The organism is Merdimonas faecis (genome assembly GCF_001754075.1).
In the GTDB taxonomy this organism is placed as follows: domain Bacteria; phylum Bacillota; class Clostridia; order Lachnospirales; family Lachnospiraceae; genus Merdimonas; species Merdimonas faecis.
The window spans coordinates 1-16,316 of the sequence record NZ_MIEH01000022.1 but is presented as its reverse complement, the minus strand read 5'-3'; the positions used below and the strand labels follow the sequence as shown (position 1 = coordinate 16,316).

Sequence of the window (16,316 nt, the reverse complement as noted above, 5' to 3'; positions counted from 1 at the left end):
AATGTTTTGTCAGAAATGTGGAACCGAAAATGTAGAGGGAGCGAGATTCTGTAAAAACTGCGGGGCGCCCCTCAAAAGATGGAACGGCACTTCGGCGGGCGGAGGGGGTCTGCCGCAGGGGGGAGATCCCGCAAGGGGCGGGAAGCCGCCTGCGGCTAAGAAGCCCGGGTATGCCAGATGGGCGGCTGCGGCAGGCGGCATAATCCTGGCTGCAGTAGTGATTGCAGGGGTCTTTGCATTCCGAAGCTATGCAGAGCGCAGAGACTATGAGAATTATATTGCCCAGGCAGAAAATTATCTGGAAGAAATGGATTATGAAAGTGCAGAAGCTGCATATATGAAAGCGATTGAGATCGATCCAAAAAAGGAAGATCCGTATCTGGGTCTTGCGGATGTGTACATTGCCCAGGACGACTATGAAAAGGCGGAAAAGATTATCGCCCAGGGTGAAAAGGCTGTTTATGGCAGTGAGGAGCATAAAAGCGGCAGCGGAAAAACAGAGAAAAACGAAGGGGAAGAAGAAAATACGTTTACGGACAAAGAGAATGACGTGACAAATAAAAGCCGTTACACCTGGGCTGTAGAGCCGACGGATCTGGCCGACGATATCTATTATATCCGGAACGAAAATACGTTTGATTACCCGGCAAATGATCTGTCCCGTCAGATGGATACTTCCTATGCCGTAATCCGCAAGGAAGATTCCTATGGACTGATCGGTCTGGACGGGCAGCTGGCAGCAGAGCTGGAATATCGGGGAATAGACGCCCTGTCAAGATTTTATCTGCTGGAACGCAAAGAAGCAGTCTATGACCCGGAATATCAGACAGAAATGACGGACTACTATTTTGTGGAAGAGGAGAAATCAATAAAGCCGGCAGTAGCGGTAATCGGAGATGCAGGGAATTATTACCGGGGCGTTTTTTATTACTGTGACGGCCTGCATAATACAGGTGAGTACCAGGTAGAGCAGGGATATATGGAAGATTATCAGAGAATACCTTCCGGAGTGATCCCGGTCAAGCGCTCCGAGGAGATTTATGACGGCAGCGTGTATGATATAGACTGGTATGACAGCCTGGAAAGTAAATATGCGCTTTGCGATACAGAGGGAAATCTTATCACTGATTTTATCTATGATGACTGCGGAAGCTTAAGTTCCGGTCTTCTGGCGGTGAAAAAGGATGATAAGTGGGGATATGTTAATGAAAAGGGTGAAGTAGTGATCCCTATCGAGTATGATGCCTCCTGGTGCTATGATACTTACGTGTTCAGCTATGACAAGGAGAGTGAGTCAGAGAGGATCGAAGCCTGCTACGGGGCTACAGACGGCTATGTGCCCCTGTGCAAGGATGGCAGATGGGAGCTTTGGGATACTTCCGGAAAGCAGTTTATTGCACCGGGCACCTTTGAAGAGATCCGGCCGGTATATGACGGGAAATGCTGGGTGAAAAAAGATGGCAAATGGGGCGTGATCGAATTGACCGGACAGAATGACAGCAAGGAGGAGACAGCGGGGACGGAGAACTGGAAGAAGCTGTATACCGATTACGTACAAAGTGCTCAGTCGGAGGGCTATGCGGGATACAGTTTGATCTATCTGGACGGGGATGACGTGCCGGAGTTATATCTTTATGGGAGCAGTACGGCTCAGGGAGATCAGATATGTACGGTAAAAGACGGTCAGATAAGGGCCCAGGCGCTGGGGAACGGAGGATTGTCCTATATTGAAAAGCAAAATTGCTTCTGTGACAGCGGCGGACGTATGGATGTTTACTACGACCATATCTATCAGATACGGGATGGAAGTTTTGTAAAGACGGCAGAAGGAAATTATGGGGCGGAGGACAATACGAATGTTCAGACCGACGCACAGGGGAACCCCATATACCAGTACTCCTGGGACGGGACCGAGATGACAAAGGAGGAGTATGAACAGCGGTTTGCAGAGCTGTTTGATAAGGACAGAGCCGTATGGGCATCTAAGGGAACGGTGGATGCCGCAGAGATCCTCCGGCAAATAGAGGATCGGTAAAATCATAAACGAAAGACAAGGAAGCAGTCAGATGAACGAGCATATTTTGACGATCATTGATACAAAAGGTGAATTAAGAGAACTGAATCTTGACCATTTCCGAAAATCAGATATCACATTGGGAAGAGACGCTTCCCGATGTGATATTGTGATTCCGGATCAGATTGTATCCAAGGTTCACGGAACATTTTCTATGGAAGGCGGACAGATCCGGTACCAGGATCTGGACAGCCGTAACGGGACTTTTCTGGGAATCGGATCCGGACGGCGGTTATTATCCGGTGAGGATGGATTTGTGGAAGTCTATGATAAAAGTATTCTGTGCATCGGCAATCTGAATCAGGCGGAAAACATGGTTCTTTTGCTGTATTCCACAAGTGTGGAGAGGGAGCTGTGGAAACGGGAGTCTCTGGAACGGCCGACGACGACGATCGGGCGGGATCAGGCTAACCATATCTGTCTGCCGGGGCCGGGAGTGTCAAAGCTGCACTGCCGCGTCTATCGGCGTGAGGACGGCTATGTACTGGAGGATGCACACAGTACCAATGGCGTTCTGTTAAACGGAAGCTATCTGAAAGGAGCGGAACGGCTCCGGGACAAAGACGTGATCCAGATTCTGGGATTCCAGCTTTTATTCTGCCGGGGATGCATTTATTATAAGTCGGCGGCAAAAGGAATCTCGCTGCAGGTGCAGCAGGTGACAAAGGTGGTCGGAAAAGGAAAGCAGAAGAAGCGGATCCTGAACCGGGTAAGCTGTGAGATCCAGGGAAATGAGTTTGTAGCGATTATCGGAGGATCCGGCGCGGGAAAGACTACACTGATGAATGCCATCAGCGGATTTGAGCCCACATTTGAAGGAAAGGTCTACTGCAACGGCACCGACCTGGTGCAGAATTTTCAGGCACTGAAAAGTGTGATCGGTTTTGTGCCGCAGCAGGATATCATTTACGAAAATCTGACATTACAGAAAATGCTGTATTATTCCGCCAAGATCCGAATGCCAAAGGATACCCGCCCTGCAGAGATCCAGAAACGGATCAGCGAGGTGCTGGATATGGTGGATTTAAAAGCTCATAAAGATACTTATATCCGGAAACTTTCCGGAGGTCAGAAAAAACGTGCCAGCATTGCGGTAGAGCTTTTGGCGGATCCCAAGCTGTTTTTCCTGGATGAGCCCACCTCCGGCCTGGATCCGGGGACAGAGAAGAATCTGATGATCAGCCTGAAGAAGCTGGCAAGAGAGCAGAATAAGACCATTATCATGGTAACCCACACCACGGCCAATCTTCATCTGTGCGATAAGATCATCTTCATGGGGCCGGGCGGACGCCTCTGCTTCTGCGGAAATGTAGAAGAGGCAAAGCAGTTCTACAAGACGGATGATCTGGTCAATATTTATAATATGATCGCGGCGGATCCTATGAAATGGGAACAGGATTATCAGAGATACCGGAGGATGGACGACCGGACAAGAGGGCAGGGGCAGAGAACAGAAAAGCTGTCCATGACAAAGGAGAAGGCAGGATTCCGGCAGTTCCTGGTACTTCTCCAAAGATACACAGAACTGATGTTCAATGACAGGCAAAGGCTGTTTGTCCTTCTTTTACAGCCCTGCCTGATCGCGGTGCTGCTCTATATCGTGGCGGATGAAAATATATTTAAGATCTATGAAAGCACCAAATCCATGCTGTTTGCCTTAAGCTGCTCCGGCATCTGGATCGGGCTTTTCAATTCCATACAGGAGATCTGCAAAGAACGGACGATCGTAAAAAGGGAATACATGGCAAATTTGAGGCTGTCAGGATACGTGCTTTCCAAGTTCGTGTTCCAGATGGCGCTGGGAGGCCTGCAGGCAGTCCTTTTGACGATGATTTTCCTGAAGCTTGCAGGAAATGAAAAGGAAGGGATCTTCCTTGATCATTTTTCCCCGGAAATGCTTCTGACCGTGTGGCTGACCGTGCTGGCATCCATTGCGCTTGGCTTTGTGATCTCGGCGGTGGTAAAGACCGGGGACAAGGCGATGGCGATCGCTCCGTTTGTGCTGATCATCCAGCTGCTGTTTTCCGGTATCCTGTTTACACTGGAAGGGGCCGGAGAGGTGATCTCCTATGTGACCGTAAGCCGCTGGTCGGTAGAGGGACTGGGGAGCATCGCCAAACTGAACCGGCTGGATCTGAAGCTGCAGGCGGACTACCCTATGCTGGAGCATGAGGCGGAATCCTTTTTCAAGGCTACAGGCGCTCATGTGACACAGTGCTGGGGAATCCTGATCTTTATGACTTTATTGTTCCTGGTGGTGAGTATGATTTCCCTCAGGCGCATTGCGAAAGATACAAGGTAGGAGGTTAGAATCATGAGAGAATATCTGAAAGGCTGGAAGGAAAAAGGAGAGATCCATATTCCTCCCATACCAGATACCGGGGAAGAGGACGTGGTAATCCGGGCCTATATACCGCCTTACAGAAAAGAGACAGTGGAAGAGCCGGAAAAAGAGAAGGAATACACGGATTTTCCGGAAGCGGACGATGAGATGACCGTGCCGCTGAAAACAGGTGTAGAGCCGGAGGGAGATGATGCGCCGACAGTGCTGCTTCGCCGGGAAGTGAAGGGAACGCTTTATCTGACAAGATGCAGTACAGGGGAACGGATCCTGGTTTCCAAAGATTCCTATATCATAGGGAAGGGGTCTGAATGTGACTACATAATCAAAGGGAATCCGTCTGTCAGCCGGATGCATATAAAGATTTACCAAAAGGACGGGGCCCGCTATCTGGAAGACCTGGTGTCACTGAATCACACGTATGTGGGAGAGCAGGAGGTGACAGAAGACATAAAGCTGGAAGATGGGATGGAGATTATGCTTGCGGATGAAGCCTTCCGGGTGGAGATTGAAATAGAGAAGTAAAAGGAAGTAAAAAGTTATGAACCGGTTTGAAGAGTTTTCAAATACATATCAGATTCTGGAAAAGCTGGGCGAAGGCAGCGGAGGGGTCGTTTACCTGGCATATCACAGGAGACTCCAGAAGGAAGTGGTTTTAAAACAGATTAAGAGCAAAGGGCTTTCCATGGCGGATAAGCGCCAGGAGGTGGATATCTTAAAAAATCTGAACCACTCTTTCCTGCCTCAGGTGCTGGATTTTCTGATGATGGGCGATGAGGTTTATACGGTGATGAGCTATATTCCGGGGAAATCCCTGGCAAGGCTTATGAGAGAGGGGGCCAGATTTTCGCTGGGACAGCTGATCCGGTGGGGGATGCAGATCACAAGTGCGCTCAACTATCTCCACAGTCAGCGCCCGCCGGTGATCCATGGAGATATCAAACCTGCCAATATCATGCTGACGCCGCAGGGGAATATCTGTCTGATCGACTTTAACATTTCCTTTTTCCTTGACGAAAATGCGATCCTTGGATATACAGACGGCTACAGCTCTCCGGAGCAGTACATCATTGCGCTGGACAGTGCGTCGGAGCGCCCGATAGGAAATTACAGGAAGATTGATGAGAAGGCGGATATCTACAGTGTGGGCGCTACCTTTTATCATCTGGCGACAGGCCGGAGGATGAGAGACTATCGGGATCAGATAGACTATGATCTGTTAGTGTCCCGTACCAGCGAGGCTTTTGCACAGATTATTGCAAAAGCGGTGGAAAAGGATCCGAACAAGCGGTTTAACAGTGCTTTTGAAATGTTCCAGGCCTTCCAGAATGTGGAGAGGAAGGACGGGAAATACCGGGCGCTTTTGAAACGTCAGACGGCTGTAAGGATTGCGCTTTTTGCCTGTATGGCCGGATTTATCGTGATGGGGGGATTGGGGATCCATACCATCCGGGTGGAGCGGACGGATGAATACAATGACCTGGTAGAAAAACAGGAGGAATACCGGGAGGCCGGAGATTATGAAAAGCAGGAAGAGACCTTCGAAGAGGCATCCGCAATCCTTCCCTCCTCTCTGGAAAGCTATTATCAGAATGCCTGTGCGCTGTATGAGCAGGAAGCATATCAGGACTGTATTTCCTTTATCGAATATGATGTGGAACAAAACGAAAAGATCGACCTGATGCAGCCAAGAATGGCAGATCTCTATTACCTGGAGGCGGAAAGCCATATGGAGCTTGAAAACTATGAAAATGCGGTCCGTACATTTGATAAGCTCTTCCAGGTGGGCGGATTTGAAGAGGAATATTACCGGGACTATGCCATAGCGCTGGCATATAATGGAGAGTCTGAGAAGGCACAGGACGCTCTGGATGAGGCGGTTGAGCTTGGCCTTACCGAGGATTCTGTCTACTATGCAAGAGGAGAGATCGACCGTTCTCTTGGCGAACTGGAGCGAGCGGAGTCAGACTTCCAAAGCTGTATTAATATTTCCGAAGACCCGGAGATAAAAGCCAGAGCCTATGTGACCCTGGGCGATATCTATGAAGAGCAGGGCAGGGATCAGGATCAGCGGGATATTCTGGCGGAAGGCCATGAGAACCTGCCTGTGGAAAACCAGATGATCCTCTTGCAGCGCCTGATCCAGGCGGATATGGATCTGGCGGAGCGGACCGGAAACAGCACCTATGCAGCTGAGGCCGCTGCCTTGCTGCAGCAGGTGATCGAGCAGGGGTGGGATACCTACGACACCTATGACAATCTGGTAGTCCTTCATGAAAGAATGGGGAATTATCAGGAGGCAAAAAATTATCTTGATCAGATGGTAAAGAAATTCGGAGAAGATTATAATATTTATAAACGCCTGGCGTTTCTGGAGATAGACTATCAGGAGACAAAAAGCAATGCTCAGAGAAACTATCAGACCTTTGCAGAATATTATCAGAAAGCAGAAAAAATGTATCAGGAGCAGTTGAAAAATAATGATACAGATGAAGAAATGCAGCTTCTTCAGAATGTATATCAGCAGGTAGCAGCAGGAGGGTGGTTGAATTGACAGCAGGATGGATATTGACGATCATAAGCGCGCTGGGGATCATAGGGTGTCTGGCGGCACTGATCGCAACGATTAAGATATTTCCCAGGCAGAGGAGAGAGCTGCTGGAAGAGATTGAAGAGGAATGGGAGGGCAAAAGATGAAACAATATATGAAATATGTAACAGCACTGCTGTTTGTACTATCGCTGGTGATTCTTTTGTTCCTGCCGGTGATCACGGTAGCGTCGATGGATATTTCAATGATGGATGTTCTGCGGCTGGGAGGACAGGCCGGAAGCGGCAGCGGTGTGTTTGCGGAGCTGCTGCAGAGTTATCTGGAGCCGTACTTTTTTGGGATTCTGCTGGTACTCCTTGTGATCCTTGCGGCGGCAGTTCTCAGTGCGGTACTGCCCTGGCGATATGCGTATCTGGAAGCCCTGATCGGAGCCATTGCGGCGAATCTTGCAGTGATCATCTGTGTGGCATCTTTGTATTCAAAGGTCAGTGAACTCCGAACGGGACTTGGGTTTTTCGGGATGGGAGATGTGGTGGAAATCCATATACTTCCGGTTGTTTGCTGGGCGATCTGTTATGTGGCAATCTTAGGGATCAGCATCTGGGGGATCGTTATGACAGCGAAACGTCCAAGAACCTATGTGAACCGTCAGATCCTGCCGGAGAATTTCCATCAGCGGAAGAATCCGTGGGAAGACCGCCGGGAGCTGACGGAGCAGGTGAAGCGAGGGACTGTAAATGCCACAGCACAAAATGATCTCCAGGCGAAGCATCAGCTGACGGAGCAGGTGAAGCGAGGGACTGTAAAAGAGAAGGAGATTTACACCGGAGAGACCGGCTATGACTTTCACGGTGCACTTCTTGGGATGCAGGATATCTATCGGGACAAAGTGTATCCGCTGGAGGAAAAGGTGCCGGTTTTTCTGGCGCAGGAAGAGGCGGGGATCTATGTTTCCGAGAGGAAGGAGCCGGAGGCTTTGGTGGAAATTTATTATATCAGCGAGTATGGAGAGTACTGTGTAACACCGGAGAAAAAGGGAGTGTGCTTTCTGGAAAGCGGGCAGCCCCTGGGAGGAGGACGCCATTATTATCTGAAGCGTGGAACCAGAATCTGTGCGGGAGAGAAACGTATGATCTTTGAACTGGCATAGAACAGGAGGAGTAGAAGAGATGGAATATCAAGATGAGACTGTATTTGTCAATTATGAAAAACTGGATCAGAGGCAGAACAGACAGAACAGGGACGGGCGCCGTGAACCGGTGGAGAGCAGGCAGGACTGTCCGGCACCCGGAGAACTGGATCAGGCCTACATGAAACTTGGAAAGGCCTATTATGAAGGCGGATTTGAGGAACCATTGCCGGAGCTTCTGCCGCTGTTTGATCAGATTACGAGACTTCGGAAGGCCAGAGAACAGGCAGAGGAATCACAGTTTTGCCCAAATTGCGGACAGAAGGTGGAAAAGAGTTCTGTTTTTTGCGGGAAATGTGGACAACGACTTAAATAGCCGGTGATGGATGGAGGATGAGAGAGGTGCGCTGTAGAAAATGTGGAAAAGATAATCCGGAAGGCAGCCAGTTCTGCGGATATTGCGGGGAGGCCCTGCAGCAGGACAATATGAATCTTCAGACCAAGATGAACGGCGGGGAGGACAAAAAAGAACAGAAGAAGGATCGGGGCAGAAAGGGCGGAAGAAAGTGGATCTGGGCTGCGGGTGCGGTCCTTGTCATCGGCGTGGCGGCTGCATCATTTTTTATTACCCGCAGCGTGCAGGAACGGCAGGCCTATGACGATAATCTTGCGTCCGGAGAAAAATATCTGGAAGAGCTGGATTATGAAAATGCGGAGGCCTCCTATCTGAAAGCGATTGAAATTGACCCGAAGCAGGAAAGGCCCTATGTGGCGCTGGCACAGATGTATATGGACCAGGGAGAGGTACAGAAAGCGAAGGATATTCTGGAGCAGGGAGAGAAAAATGTTCCGGAGGAGAACCGGGGCGGCGGCAAAGAGGCGGATAATACTAGCGATGGAGAAGAGGAGAAAAGTATTCCGGATCTGATAGAAGAAATCGAGAATGTGATTCCTTATCAATGGGTGACAGAGCCGACGGTAGAAGCAGATAATATCGAGTATGTTAAGAGCAATGATTTCCCGGACTTTTCTCAGAATGAGCTGTACCTGCAGAAAAATTCGGAGTATGCAGTTGTAAGAACCGGGGAAAGTTATGGATTGATCGGATTCGACGGACAGATGCCGGCAGAATTAGAGTACGTACAGATCACGGACTTTGTAGGATCTTCTTATCTGATGTATCTGGAAGAAGAACAATATGAGCCGGCGTTTAATGGAATGTGGAGTGTTTATCTCTTTAACGAGAATACCGGGGAAATCACGCCGGCAGAAGGGCTGGGCGGAGACTATGACCCTAACGGCTACTATTATTATTGTGATGGACTTCATAACTGGAACGAATCCTATAGTTATGGAAATTATCAGTTAGAACCGCCGGAGAATGCAATCCCTGTACGGCAGACGGAAAGCCTGCATGAATCTTTCGATTCCCGGGATAATTCGGGCCTTGAATCCTGGCAGACCCAGATCGGTGATAGTAAATATGCAGTTTACTATCAGAATAAGCTTGTGACAGATTTTATTTATGAGGAATGTGGCTCTGAATCCGACGGCCTGCTGGCTGTGATGCAGGACGGCAAATGGGGCTATGTTAACACAGAAGGAGAAGTGGTTATCCCCATTGAGTATGATGGCTCCTGGAAAGGGTTGTCTTTTAATGATCCGGCTACGGGAGAGTTGAAGGAGATGGATTACTGCTACGCTTTTTCCGACGGTTATGTGCCGGTCTGCAAAGACGGGGAATGGGAGCTGAGGGACACAGAAGGAAATACCGTGATCCTGGCGGGAACTTTCGAGGAGATCCGGCCGGTACAGGACGGCAGATGCTGGGTAAAGAAGGACGGCAAATGGGGAGTGATTGAGTTGGAAGATGGCGAAGCGTCAGAGACTCAGAATAATCAGGAAAAGGAAGTGGCGGAGGATGATCAGAGGAGCGAAGCAGTTACCACACTTTCTGAGGATGAGATTATGACAGAAGTGGTAGATCATCTGAATCAGGAGCTTCTGGAAGAAGGAAGCGGAACGTATTCCATTTTCCGTGCGGAAACACAGCAGACAGATACAGAATATGTTTTCATGCTCCGATATGCGATGTCGGATGAAGAAGCGGAGGCCATCATTGAGAGAGGCGGAAGTCCGTCGGCGAATCAGATGGCAGGAACAGTGACCGTAAATAAAGAAACGATGGATGCGGTCTATGAGGATACAACGGGTGAAGAGGTATTCCGCTGGAATCTGATCACGGGGGAATAGATGTATAAGGGATAAAGGAGGAGATGGTATGAAGTGTCCGGTATGTGGATTTGAAAACGAAAATGATTCCCAATTCTGCGGGAACTGCGGGACGCCGCTGATTCCGGAGGAGCCGGAAAAGAAAGGATCCAAAAAGACGCCGGTGATCATTGCGGTCGTAATCATTGTTGTGATCATAGCGGCAGCTCTGATCGGGTATTTTGCCTATGACATGATTTCTGACAACGACGATATGATAGTGATGGAGGAGACAGAAGAAGAGGCCACAGAGCAGGATGCGAAAGAGGAGTCGGATAAGGATACAGGAGAGGACGGAACCGATGAAGAGGAGACCGAGACAGCGGCCGCGGAAGAGACAGAGCCGGAAGACGGAGTCTGGACATTTTCCTATACATCGGCGCCGGTTTCCCTGGGAACATCCTTTGAGCTTCCGGTGGCACAGGCTATGGCAACGTCTGTGATTGATCAGGAAGGTCATGACAATAGCGCTGCCATGGTCCTGGATGGCCGGGATGAAACTTCTTGGCAGGAGGGAGTCGCCGGAGAAGGCATCGGGGAGGGAATCTCCCTGTATCTGGACCGGGAATATGAGGTAAAGTATCTTGCTTTTAAGCTCGGTAACTGGAGATCAGACGACTATTATCTTCAGAACAACCGTCCGGAGACGCTGAAGATCACCATGGGCGGACAGGAAACGGAAGTGTCCTTTTCCAATATGAAGCAGGAGCAGTGGATAGCCGTGGAAGGCGACTGTGACACTTCGGAGATTAAGTTTGAAATCGTGTCTGTTTATCAGGGAACGAATCCGTCCTGGAATGATACCTGTATTGCGGAGATCAGTGTTTATGGAGAGGAAGCTGAGTAAATGGGCTTGAAAAGGAAATGGGCCGCATTGGCGGCTGGCTGTCTTTGTATGAGCCTGTGCCTTCTATCATGTGGAAATCCCGTGAAACCAGAAAAAGCAGAACAGGGCACGGAGGTTAAAGAAGAGACAAATGAAGAGCCCCTTTTGTCAGATATCTCCGGGATAGAGCCCGGAACGGTGCTGGATGCAGAGGAACTGGATCTTTCCCGGCCAGAGCAGTATTTTCAGATCCAGGAGATTAACGAAGAAATACGTGGAGAGATTTCCGGAAAGTCCTATACGGAAAATCCGGATATATTCCTGGAGGATTTGCGGTATCTGAAGGTTCTCCATTATAATTATGAACACCAGATCCAGGTTGGAGAGCTGATTGTGAACAGGAAAATTGCCGAGGACTGTAGAAATATTTTTCTGGAGCTTTTCCGGGCAGAATATGAGATTTTTTCGATGTATCTGGTGGACAGGTACTGGACAGGAAACGGAGTGGACTCTGATACAAATTCCATCGGGCATAACAATACCTCGGCGTTTAATTACCGGGTGGTGCCGGGGACGGATCGTTTGTCTAACCATGCCATGGGATTTGCCATTGATCTGAATCCGGTAGAAAATCCTTATGTGCAGTATGCGGCTGACGGATCATTTGCTGTATATTATAAAGATATGGAACTTTATATTGACCGGGAATCCGGGAAACCACATATGATAAATCATCAGGATATTGCGTATCAGACATTTTCGAAATACGGATTTACTTGGGGTGGAGACTGGACAAGCACAAAAGATTATCAGCATTTTGAGAAGAAGGTCCCTTGATAATTTAAAAATTTTGTACTAAAGTATATATGTAATTTTTATGAGATTCGAAGGAGGAAGAAATATGGCGTTTCGGGAAACAGATATTCATACATTAAAGTTCAATCCTTTTGACAAGATCAGTAAACAGTGGATGCTAATTACAGCCGGAGACCGGACGAAGTCCAACACTATGACCGCCAGCTGGGGCGGTGTAGGAATCATGTGGGGGAAGCCGGTGGCAACTGCTTATATCCGCCCGCAGAGATACACGAAAGAATTTGTAGACCAGAACGAATATTTTACCCTTTCTTTCCTGGCAGAAGAATACCGGAAAGCACTGAACGTGTGCGGCAGCGTGTCCGGAAGAGACGTGGAAGACAAGTGGCAGGAGGCGGGGCTCCACCCGTGTTATGTGGCCGAAGGGACACCAGAGGAAACAGCTGCCGTGGAAGAGGCAGAGATGATCTTCGTGTGCCGGAAGCTGTATGCACAGGAAATGTATCCGGAGTGCTTCACCGAAGATGAGTGTGATGCCAAGTGGTATCCGCAGCAGGATTATCATACTATGTATATTGCGGAGATTGTAAAGGTGCTGGTAAAATAGCAAGTGGTGACAGCAAATGACAGCAAATGGGGACGTACACTTTTGCAAAAGGTGTACGTCCCCATTTGCGTTTGCCGGTGTCCCCATTTGCGTTTATCCCTGTCCCTTGCCGTCACTAAAGTTGAAGGTACTGGATACTGTATGCCGGCATTTCCAGGCTGCCAGCCAGAGATATCCCGTCTCCGGAGAGTAATTCCCGGGCGGAACCGGTCAGATCACCATGGCAGGCGGTATAGGGAGTATCGGAAGCATTGATGGCCACCAAAACCTTCTCGGATTCTGTGGCGCGTTCAAAGATCAGCTGATGGTTGGTCAGCACTACGTTTCGGTAGGAACCGCTGCAGAGCGCGTCGCTTTTCTGACGGATCCTGATCAGCTTCTGGATCAGCTCTGTGAGTGCATTAGGCTTTGGCTCTTCAAAGCAGGGACGTAAGGCATAGTCGTTATCCGGCGCTTTTTCTCCGGGCTCGCCCCACTCACTGCCGTAATAGATACAGGGAATCCCCGGCATGCCCATCATAAGCCCATAAGTAAGCGGAAGATGATTTTTGTTATTCAGAATAGTGGCAATCCTGGTCACGTCATGGTTATCAACAAAATTCATGAGATGTTTTCCCCGGTAAAGACACCACTGCTCGGCCCCGTATTGACGCTGGAGGGAATGAGCAATTTCAAACATATTCATAGAGTTAAAGCTGGAGTAAATGCCTTTATAACATTCATAATTGGTGCAGCTGTGGAGCATGTCGTCATTGACGATCCGGTTATAGTCTCCGAACAGAACCTCCCCGATCAGAACAAAATCGCTTTTCAGATTCTGTGTATAAGACCTGAGACGGCGCATGAAATCCGGATCCAGGCTGTAAGCCACATCCAGGCGGAGCCCGTCGATATCAAAGGTGTCTACCCAATATTTTACACATTCCAGCAGATAATCTGTGACCGCGGGATTCTTCAGGTTCAGCTTGACCAGTTCAAAGTGTCCTTCCCAGCCTTCATACCATAAACCATCATTGTACCCGTTATTGCCGTCAAAATTAATGAGGAACCAGTCTTTATAGGGTGAATCCCATCTCTTCTCAAGGACATCCTGAAAAGCCCAGAATCCCCTGCCTACATGATTAAACACACCATCCAGCACCACTTTTACATGGTGTCTGTGAAGATCCTGACAGACCTGTGCAAAATCTTCGTTGGTTCCCAGCCGACAGTCGATTTTCTTAAAGTCTCTAGTGTCATAGCCGTGATTGTCGGATTCAAATACCGGATTCAGAAGGATGGAATCTACCCCCAGATTTTCCAGATATTCGCTCCAATCCAGCAGTTTTCGGATGCGGGGAGTACAGATGCCATCATTGTGTACTGGCGCACCGCAGAATCCGATTGGATAAATCTGATAAAAAATGCCGTGATAAGCCCACATAAATAAGTATCTCTCCTTTTTCAACATTTATAAACGACGCCGGCATCCGGAAGGAACCGGATTCTATTTGGCGGCGCCAGAAATATTATAACAGAAATCATAGGAAATACAAATATTTAACTGAGAAAAAGAAGAATTTACAGAAAATAGACAAGTTTTTGGTTGTGAAAACAGACGAAAGCAGATATAATGAAGCTAGATGTTTATTTAACATTTATACTTTATGAGGAGGGAAATTTAATATGAGAAAATTGATGTGTGTGATGCTGTCATGCATGATGCTTCTAGGCCTGACTGCGTGCGGCGGAGAGGAAGAAGTAAAAAATGCAGCGGTGGGAACGTTTGAACAGAATGGTATTACGATTACCATGAGTTTTGACGCAAAAGGAGATAAGGTTACAAGACTGACCCAGAAGTCTGTGATCCCGACAGAGGGTTATACTGAGGAACAGCTTCAGGCTCTTCGGGAGGTGGTCGATCAGGCAGCCGCTACCTATGATGATTTTGAAAGTGTAGAATATACTTCAGAAGAGGAAGAGGGTCAGATGGTTGAAACGATCGTTATCCCTACGGATGAAGAAACTTTGAAGCAGGTAGTTGAAGCAGGACTCCTTCCGGTTGACGATGAAAATGTGACGGAGCTTTCCTTGGAGCAGACAAAGAAAAATCTGGAAGACACCGGATGGACATTTGAAGAGTAAATAAATATGGGCAAGAAAGAGACTGTCATGGGACAGTCTCTTTTGATATCAGTAATTGGGGACGGGGGATTTTCAGAAATCCCCCGTCCCCAATTGGCGTCAGGAAGTTTTTATCATTTTTTTCAAAAACCTCAAAAACCAGCATAAAAGGATAATTCCTTTTAAGATACTGGAAATCGTAATGCTCCACCAGATTCCGTTCAGGCCAAGAGCCGTGTTCACCAGGATCAGGGCCAGCGGGATCCGGATGGCGGTAAACAGAATACTGACAACAGATGGAGGCACGGTTTTGCCGAATCCGGCGAAAGCTCCGGCAGTGGTGATCTCTACACTCATAAATAGCTGAGACACACCGAGGATTACAAGATAATCCACGCCCATGGGCAGCACATCCGCCTCTGTGATAAAGATACGGAAAATAGGCGCCGGACATCCGATCAGCAGGAAGGTGCAGAACAGTCCCCAGATGAGGACAATGACCATTGCGTTTTTGTAGCCCTTTCTAATACGCTTCGAATTGCCGGCTCCATGATTCTGGGCAATGAATGAATTTACCGCAGCAGCAAAGCCATCCGCGGTCATCCAGGAGATGGATTCGATCTGAGAACCTACTTTCTGAACAGCCACTGCGGCGTCTCCATATCCTGCCACCATCCGTGCGATGATCATAGAAATGCCAGTAAACAGCATGTTCTGGAGACAGGAGGGAACTCCAATAGTGATAAGTGACCGCAGCTTTTTAAAATCCGGCCGGCTAAATAGCCGCATATGGTTAAAGAGCAGGTCGTCCCGAAGGGCAAACAGAATGAACATACAAGTTACGATCATCTGAGCAAACACTGTGGCAATGGCGGCTCCCATGACGCCAAGTTCCGGGAAAAAGCCAATACCAAAGATCAGGACAGGATCCATAAAAAAGTTGATAACAAGCCCGGTGGTAGTAGCAAGAAAAGCGGCCCGGCTATTGCCGATCGCAGTAAAAAGTCCGGTAAAGGTCTGGTTTAAAAACGAGAACAGGACCAGACCGCAGGTAATCTTAAGATAAATCTGTGCGTCTGCAATGACTTGTGGACTGTTCAGTTTAAAAAAGCCAATCAGTGGTACGGAGAATATGGCACAGATAAGACCAAAGAGGAGGCCTGTAAAAGCGGCCAGCTGCAAAGCTCCGGACGCATATCCGGCGGCCTCTCCGGCATCGCCTGCCCCCAGTGAATGTCCGGTAGTTACCTGTCCGCCCATCTTTGAAAGAACGGCCAGACCATTGGAAAGCCACATGTACATTCCGGCAGCTCCAACTGCGGCAACGGCATTGCTGCCAAGTCGTCCGATCCAGATCATATCGGTAAGGTTGTAAGCCATCTGAATCAGGGAAGTGGCCATGATCGGAATTGCCAGCCTGGTCAGAGAAGAAAGAACAGGACCGTGCAGCAGATCAATATGTTTTTGCATTTCTCATTCCCCCAGCAATAGTTATCGTAGATGTAAATGCATACAGGCAAAAGCTGCCTGCCGTGCAGAGAAAAGTATAGCACATCAGGAGAAAGGGCTGCAATAAAAAACGCTGAAGTGAAAAGTTT

At 48.6% G+C, this 16,316-nt stretch carries 14 protein-coding genes; 12 read left to right on the top strand and 2 right to left on the bottom strand.

All coding sequences use genetic code 11. The annotated features are described in order from the left end of the window. Position 1: 1 nt before the first annotated feature. The 11 genes from BKD12_RS12655 to BKD12_RS12610 all read left to right on the top strand — a co-directional run bounded on the left by BKD12_RS12655 (position 2) and on the right by BKD12_RS12610 (position 12,615). On the top strand, positions 2 to 2,035 hold the full coding sequence (locus tag BKD12_RS12655) for a WG repeat-containing protein (protein WP_070089706.1): 2,034 nt from the start codon (positions 2 to 4) through the stop codon (positions 2,033 to 2,035). 31 nt (positions 2,036 to 2,066) lie between these two features. Then, the gene (locus tag BKD12_RS12650; protein WP_070089705.1) at positions 2,067 to 4,376 is read left to right on the top strand and encodes an FHA domain-containing protein; all 2,310 of its coding nucleotides are present in this window, start codon (positions 2,067 to 2,069) and stop codon (positions 4,374 to 4,376) included. A gap of 12 nt (positions 4,377 to 4,388) precedes the next feature. Beyond that, positions 4,389 to 4,940 (top strand): FHA domain-containing protein, encoded by a 552-nt coding sequence (locus BKD12_RS12645; RefSeq protein WP_070089704.1) that lies wholly within the window; start codon positions 4,389 to 4,391, stop codon positions 4,938 to 4,940. A 16-nt stretch (positions 4,941 to 4,956) separates the two neighbouring features. Then, positions 4,957 to 6,969, top strand: coding sequence for a serine/threonine-protein kinase (locus BKD12_RS12640; protein ID WP_070089703.1), 2,013 nt, complete (start codon positions 4,957 to 4,959; stop codon positions 6,967 to 6,969). After that, positions 6,966 to 7,112 carry a hypothetical protein gene (locus BKD12_RS16990; protein WP_176730968.1) on the top strand — a complete coding sequence of 49 codons (147 nt, stop codon included), beginning with the start codon at positions 6,966 to 6,968 and terminating at the stop codon, positions 7,110 to 7,112. The genes BKD12_RS12640 and BKD12_RS16990 overlap by 4 nt, the downstream gene beginning before the upstream one ends. Then, positions 7,109 to 8,116 carry a hypothetical protein gene (locus BKD12_RS16550; RefSeq protein ID WP_083262957.1) on the top strand — a complete coding sequence of 336 codons (1,008 nt, stop codon included), beginning with the start codon at positions 7,109 to 7,111 and terminating at the stop codon, positions 8,114 to 8,116. Before BKD12_RS16990 ends, BKD12_RS16550 begins: the two co-directional genes overlap by 4 nt. A 19-nt stretch (positions 8,117 to 8,135) precedes the next feature. After that, on the top strand, positions 8,136 to 8,471 hold the full coding sequence (locus BKD12_RS16545; protein ID WP_083262956.1) for a zinc ribbon domain-containing protein: 336 nt from the start codon (positions 8,136 to 8,138) through the stop codon (positions 8,469 to 8,471). 26 nt (positions 8,472 to 8,497) lie between these two features. Beyond that, the gene (locus tag BKD12_RS12625; protein ID WP_176730967.1) at positions 8,498 to 10,348 is read left to right on the top strand and encodes a WG repeat-containing protein; all 1,851 of its coding nucleotides are present in this window, start codon (positions 8,498 to 8,500) and stop codon (positions 10,346 to 10,348) included. Between the two features lie 28 nt (positions 10,349 to 10,376). Further along, entirely contained in the window at positions 10,377 to 11,213 is an 837-nt protein-coding gene (locus tag BKD12_RS12620; RefSeq protein ID WP_070089701.1) for a zinc ribbon domain-containing protein, read from the top strand. Between the two features lie 81 nt (positions 11,214 to 11,294). Then, positions 11,295 to 12,029 (top strand): M15 family metallopeptidase, encoded by a 735-nt coding sequence (locus tag BKD12_RS12615; protein ID WP_242872770.1) that lies wholly within the window; start codon positions 11,295 to 11,297, stop codon positions 12,027 to 12,029. A gap of 64 nt (positions 12,030 to 12,093) precedes the next feature. Then, a complete protein-coding gene (locus BKD12_RS12610; RefSeq protein ID WP_070089700.1) occupies positions 12,094 to 12,615 on the top strand; it encodes a flavin reductase in 522 nt (173 codons plus the stop codon). A gap of 115 nt (positions 12,616 to 12,730) precedes the next feature. Here the strand turns inward: BKD12_RS12610 and BKD12_RS12605 are convergent, their stop codons facing one another. Next, positions 12,731 to 14,038, bottom strand: coding sequence for an alpha-amylase family glycosyl hydrolase (locus BKD12_RS12605; RefSeq protein ID WP_070089699.1), 1,308 nt, complete (start codon positions 14,036 to 14,038; stop codon positions 12,731 to 12,733). Positions 14,039 to 14,280: 242 nt separating this feature from the next. On the opposite strand from BKD12_RS12605, the gene BKD12_RS12600 reads away from it, so the two are divergent. Continuing rightward, entirely contained in the window at positions 14,281 to 14,739 is a 459-nt protein-coding gene (locus BKD12_RS12600) for a DUF1307 domain-containing protein (RefSeq protein ID WP_070089698.1), read from the top strand. 99 nt (positions 14,740 to 14,838) lie between these two features. Here BKD12_RS12600 and BKD12_RS12595 read toward each other — a convergent pair whose 3' ends face one another. Next, positions 14,839 to 16,188 (bottom strand): MATE family efflux transporter, encoded by a 1,350-nt coding sequence (locus tag BKD12_RS12595; protein ID WP_070089697.1) that lies wholly within the window; start codon positions 16,186 to 16,188, stop codon positions 14,839 to 14,841. Between the last annotated feature and the right edge of the window lie 128 nt (positions 16,189 to 16,316).

What these genes read in the sequence shown, in the direction of transcription:
- BKD12_RS12600 (WP_070089698.1), top strand. Translation starts at nt 14,281, where the DNA reads ATGAGAAAATTGATGTGTGTGATGCTGTCATGCATGATGCTTCTAGGC.
- BKD12_RS12605 (WP_070089699.1), bottom strand. Translation starts at nt 14,038, where the DNA reads ATGTGGGCTTATCACGGCATTTTTTATCAGATTTATCCAATCGGATTC.
- BKD12_RS16550 (WP_083262957.1), top strand. Translation starts at nt 7,109, where the DNA reads ATGAAACAATATATGAAATATGTAACAGCACTGCTGTTTGTACTATCG.
- BKD12_RS12645 (WP_070089704.1), top strand. Translation starts at nt 4,389, where the DNA reads ATGAGAGAATATCTGAAAGGCTGGAAGGAAAAAGGAGAGATCCATATT.
- BKD12_RS12620 (WP_070089701.1), top strand. Translation starts at nt 10,377, where the DNA reads ATGAAGTGTCCGGTATGTGGATTTGAAAACGAAAATGATTCCCAATTC.
- BKD12_RS12595 (WP_070089697.1), bottom strand. Translation starts at nt 16,188, where the DNA reads ATGCAAAAACATATTGATCTGCTGCACGGTCCTGTTCTTTCTTCTCTG.
- BKD12_RS12655 (WP_070089706.1), top strand. Translation starts at nt 2, where the DNA reads ATGTTTTGTCAGAAATGTGGAACCGAAAATGTAGAGGGAGCGAGATTC.
- BKD12_RS16545 (WP_083262956.1), top strand. Translation starts at nt 8,136, where the DNA reads ATGGAATATCAAGATGAGACTGTATTTGTCAATTATGAAAAACTGGAT.
- BKD12_RS12610 (WP_070089700.1), top strand. Translation starts at nt 12,094, where the DNA reads ATGGCGTTTCGGGAAACAGATATTCATACATTAAAGTTCAATCCTTTT.
- BKD12_RS12640 (WP_070089703.1), top strand. Translation starts at nt 4,957, where the DNA reads ATGAACCGGTTTGAAGAGTTTTCAAATACATATCAGATTCTGGAAAAG.
- BKD12_RS12650 (WP_070089705.1), top strand. Translation starts at nt 2,067, where the DNA reads ATGAACGAGCATATTTTGACGATCATTGATACAAAAGGTGAATTAAGA.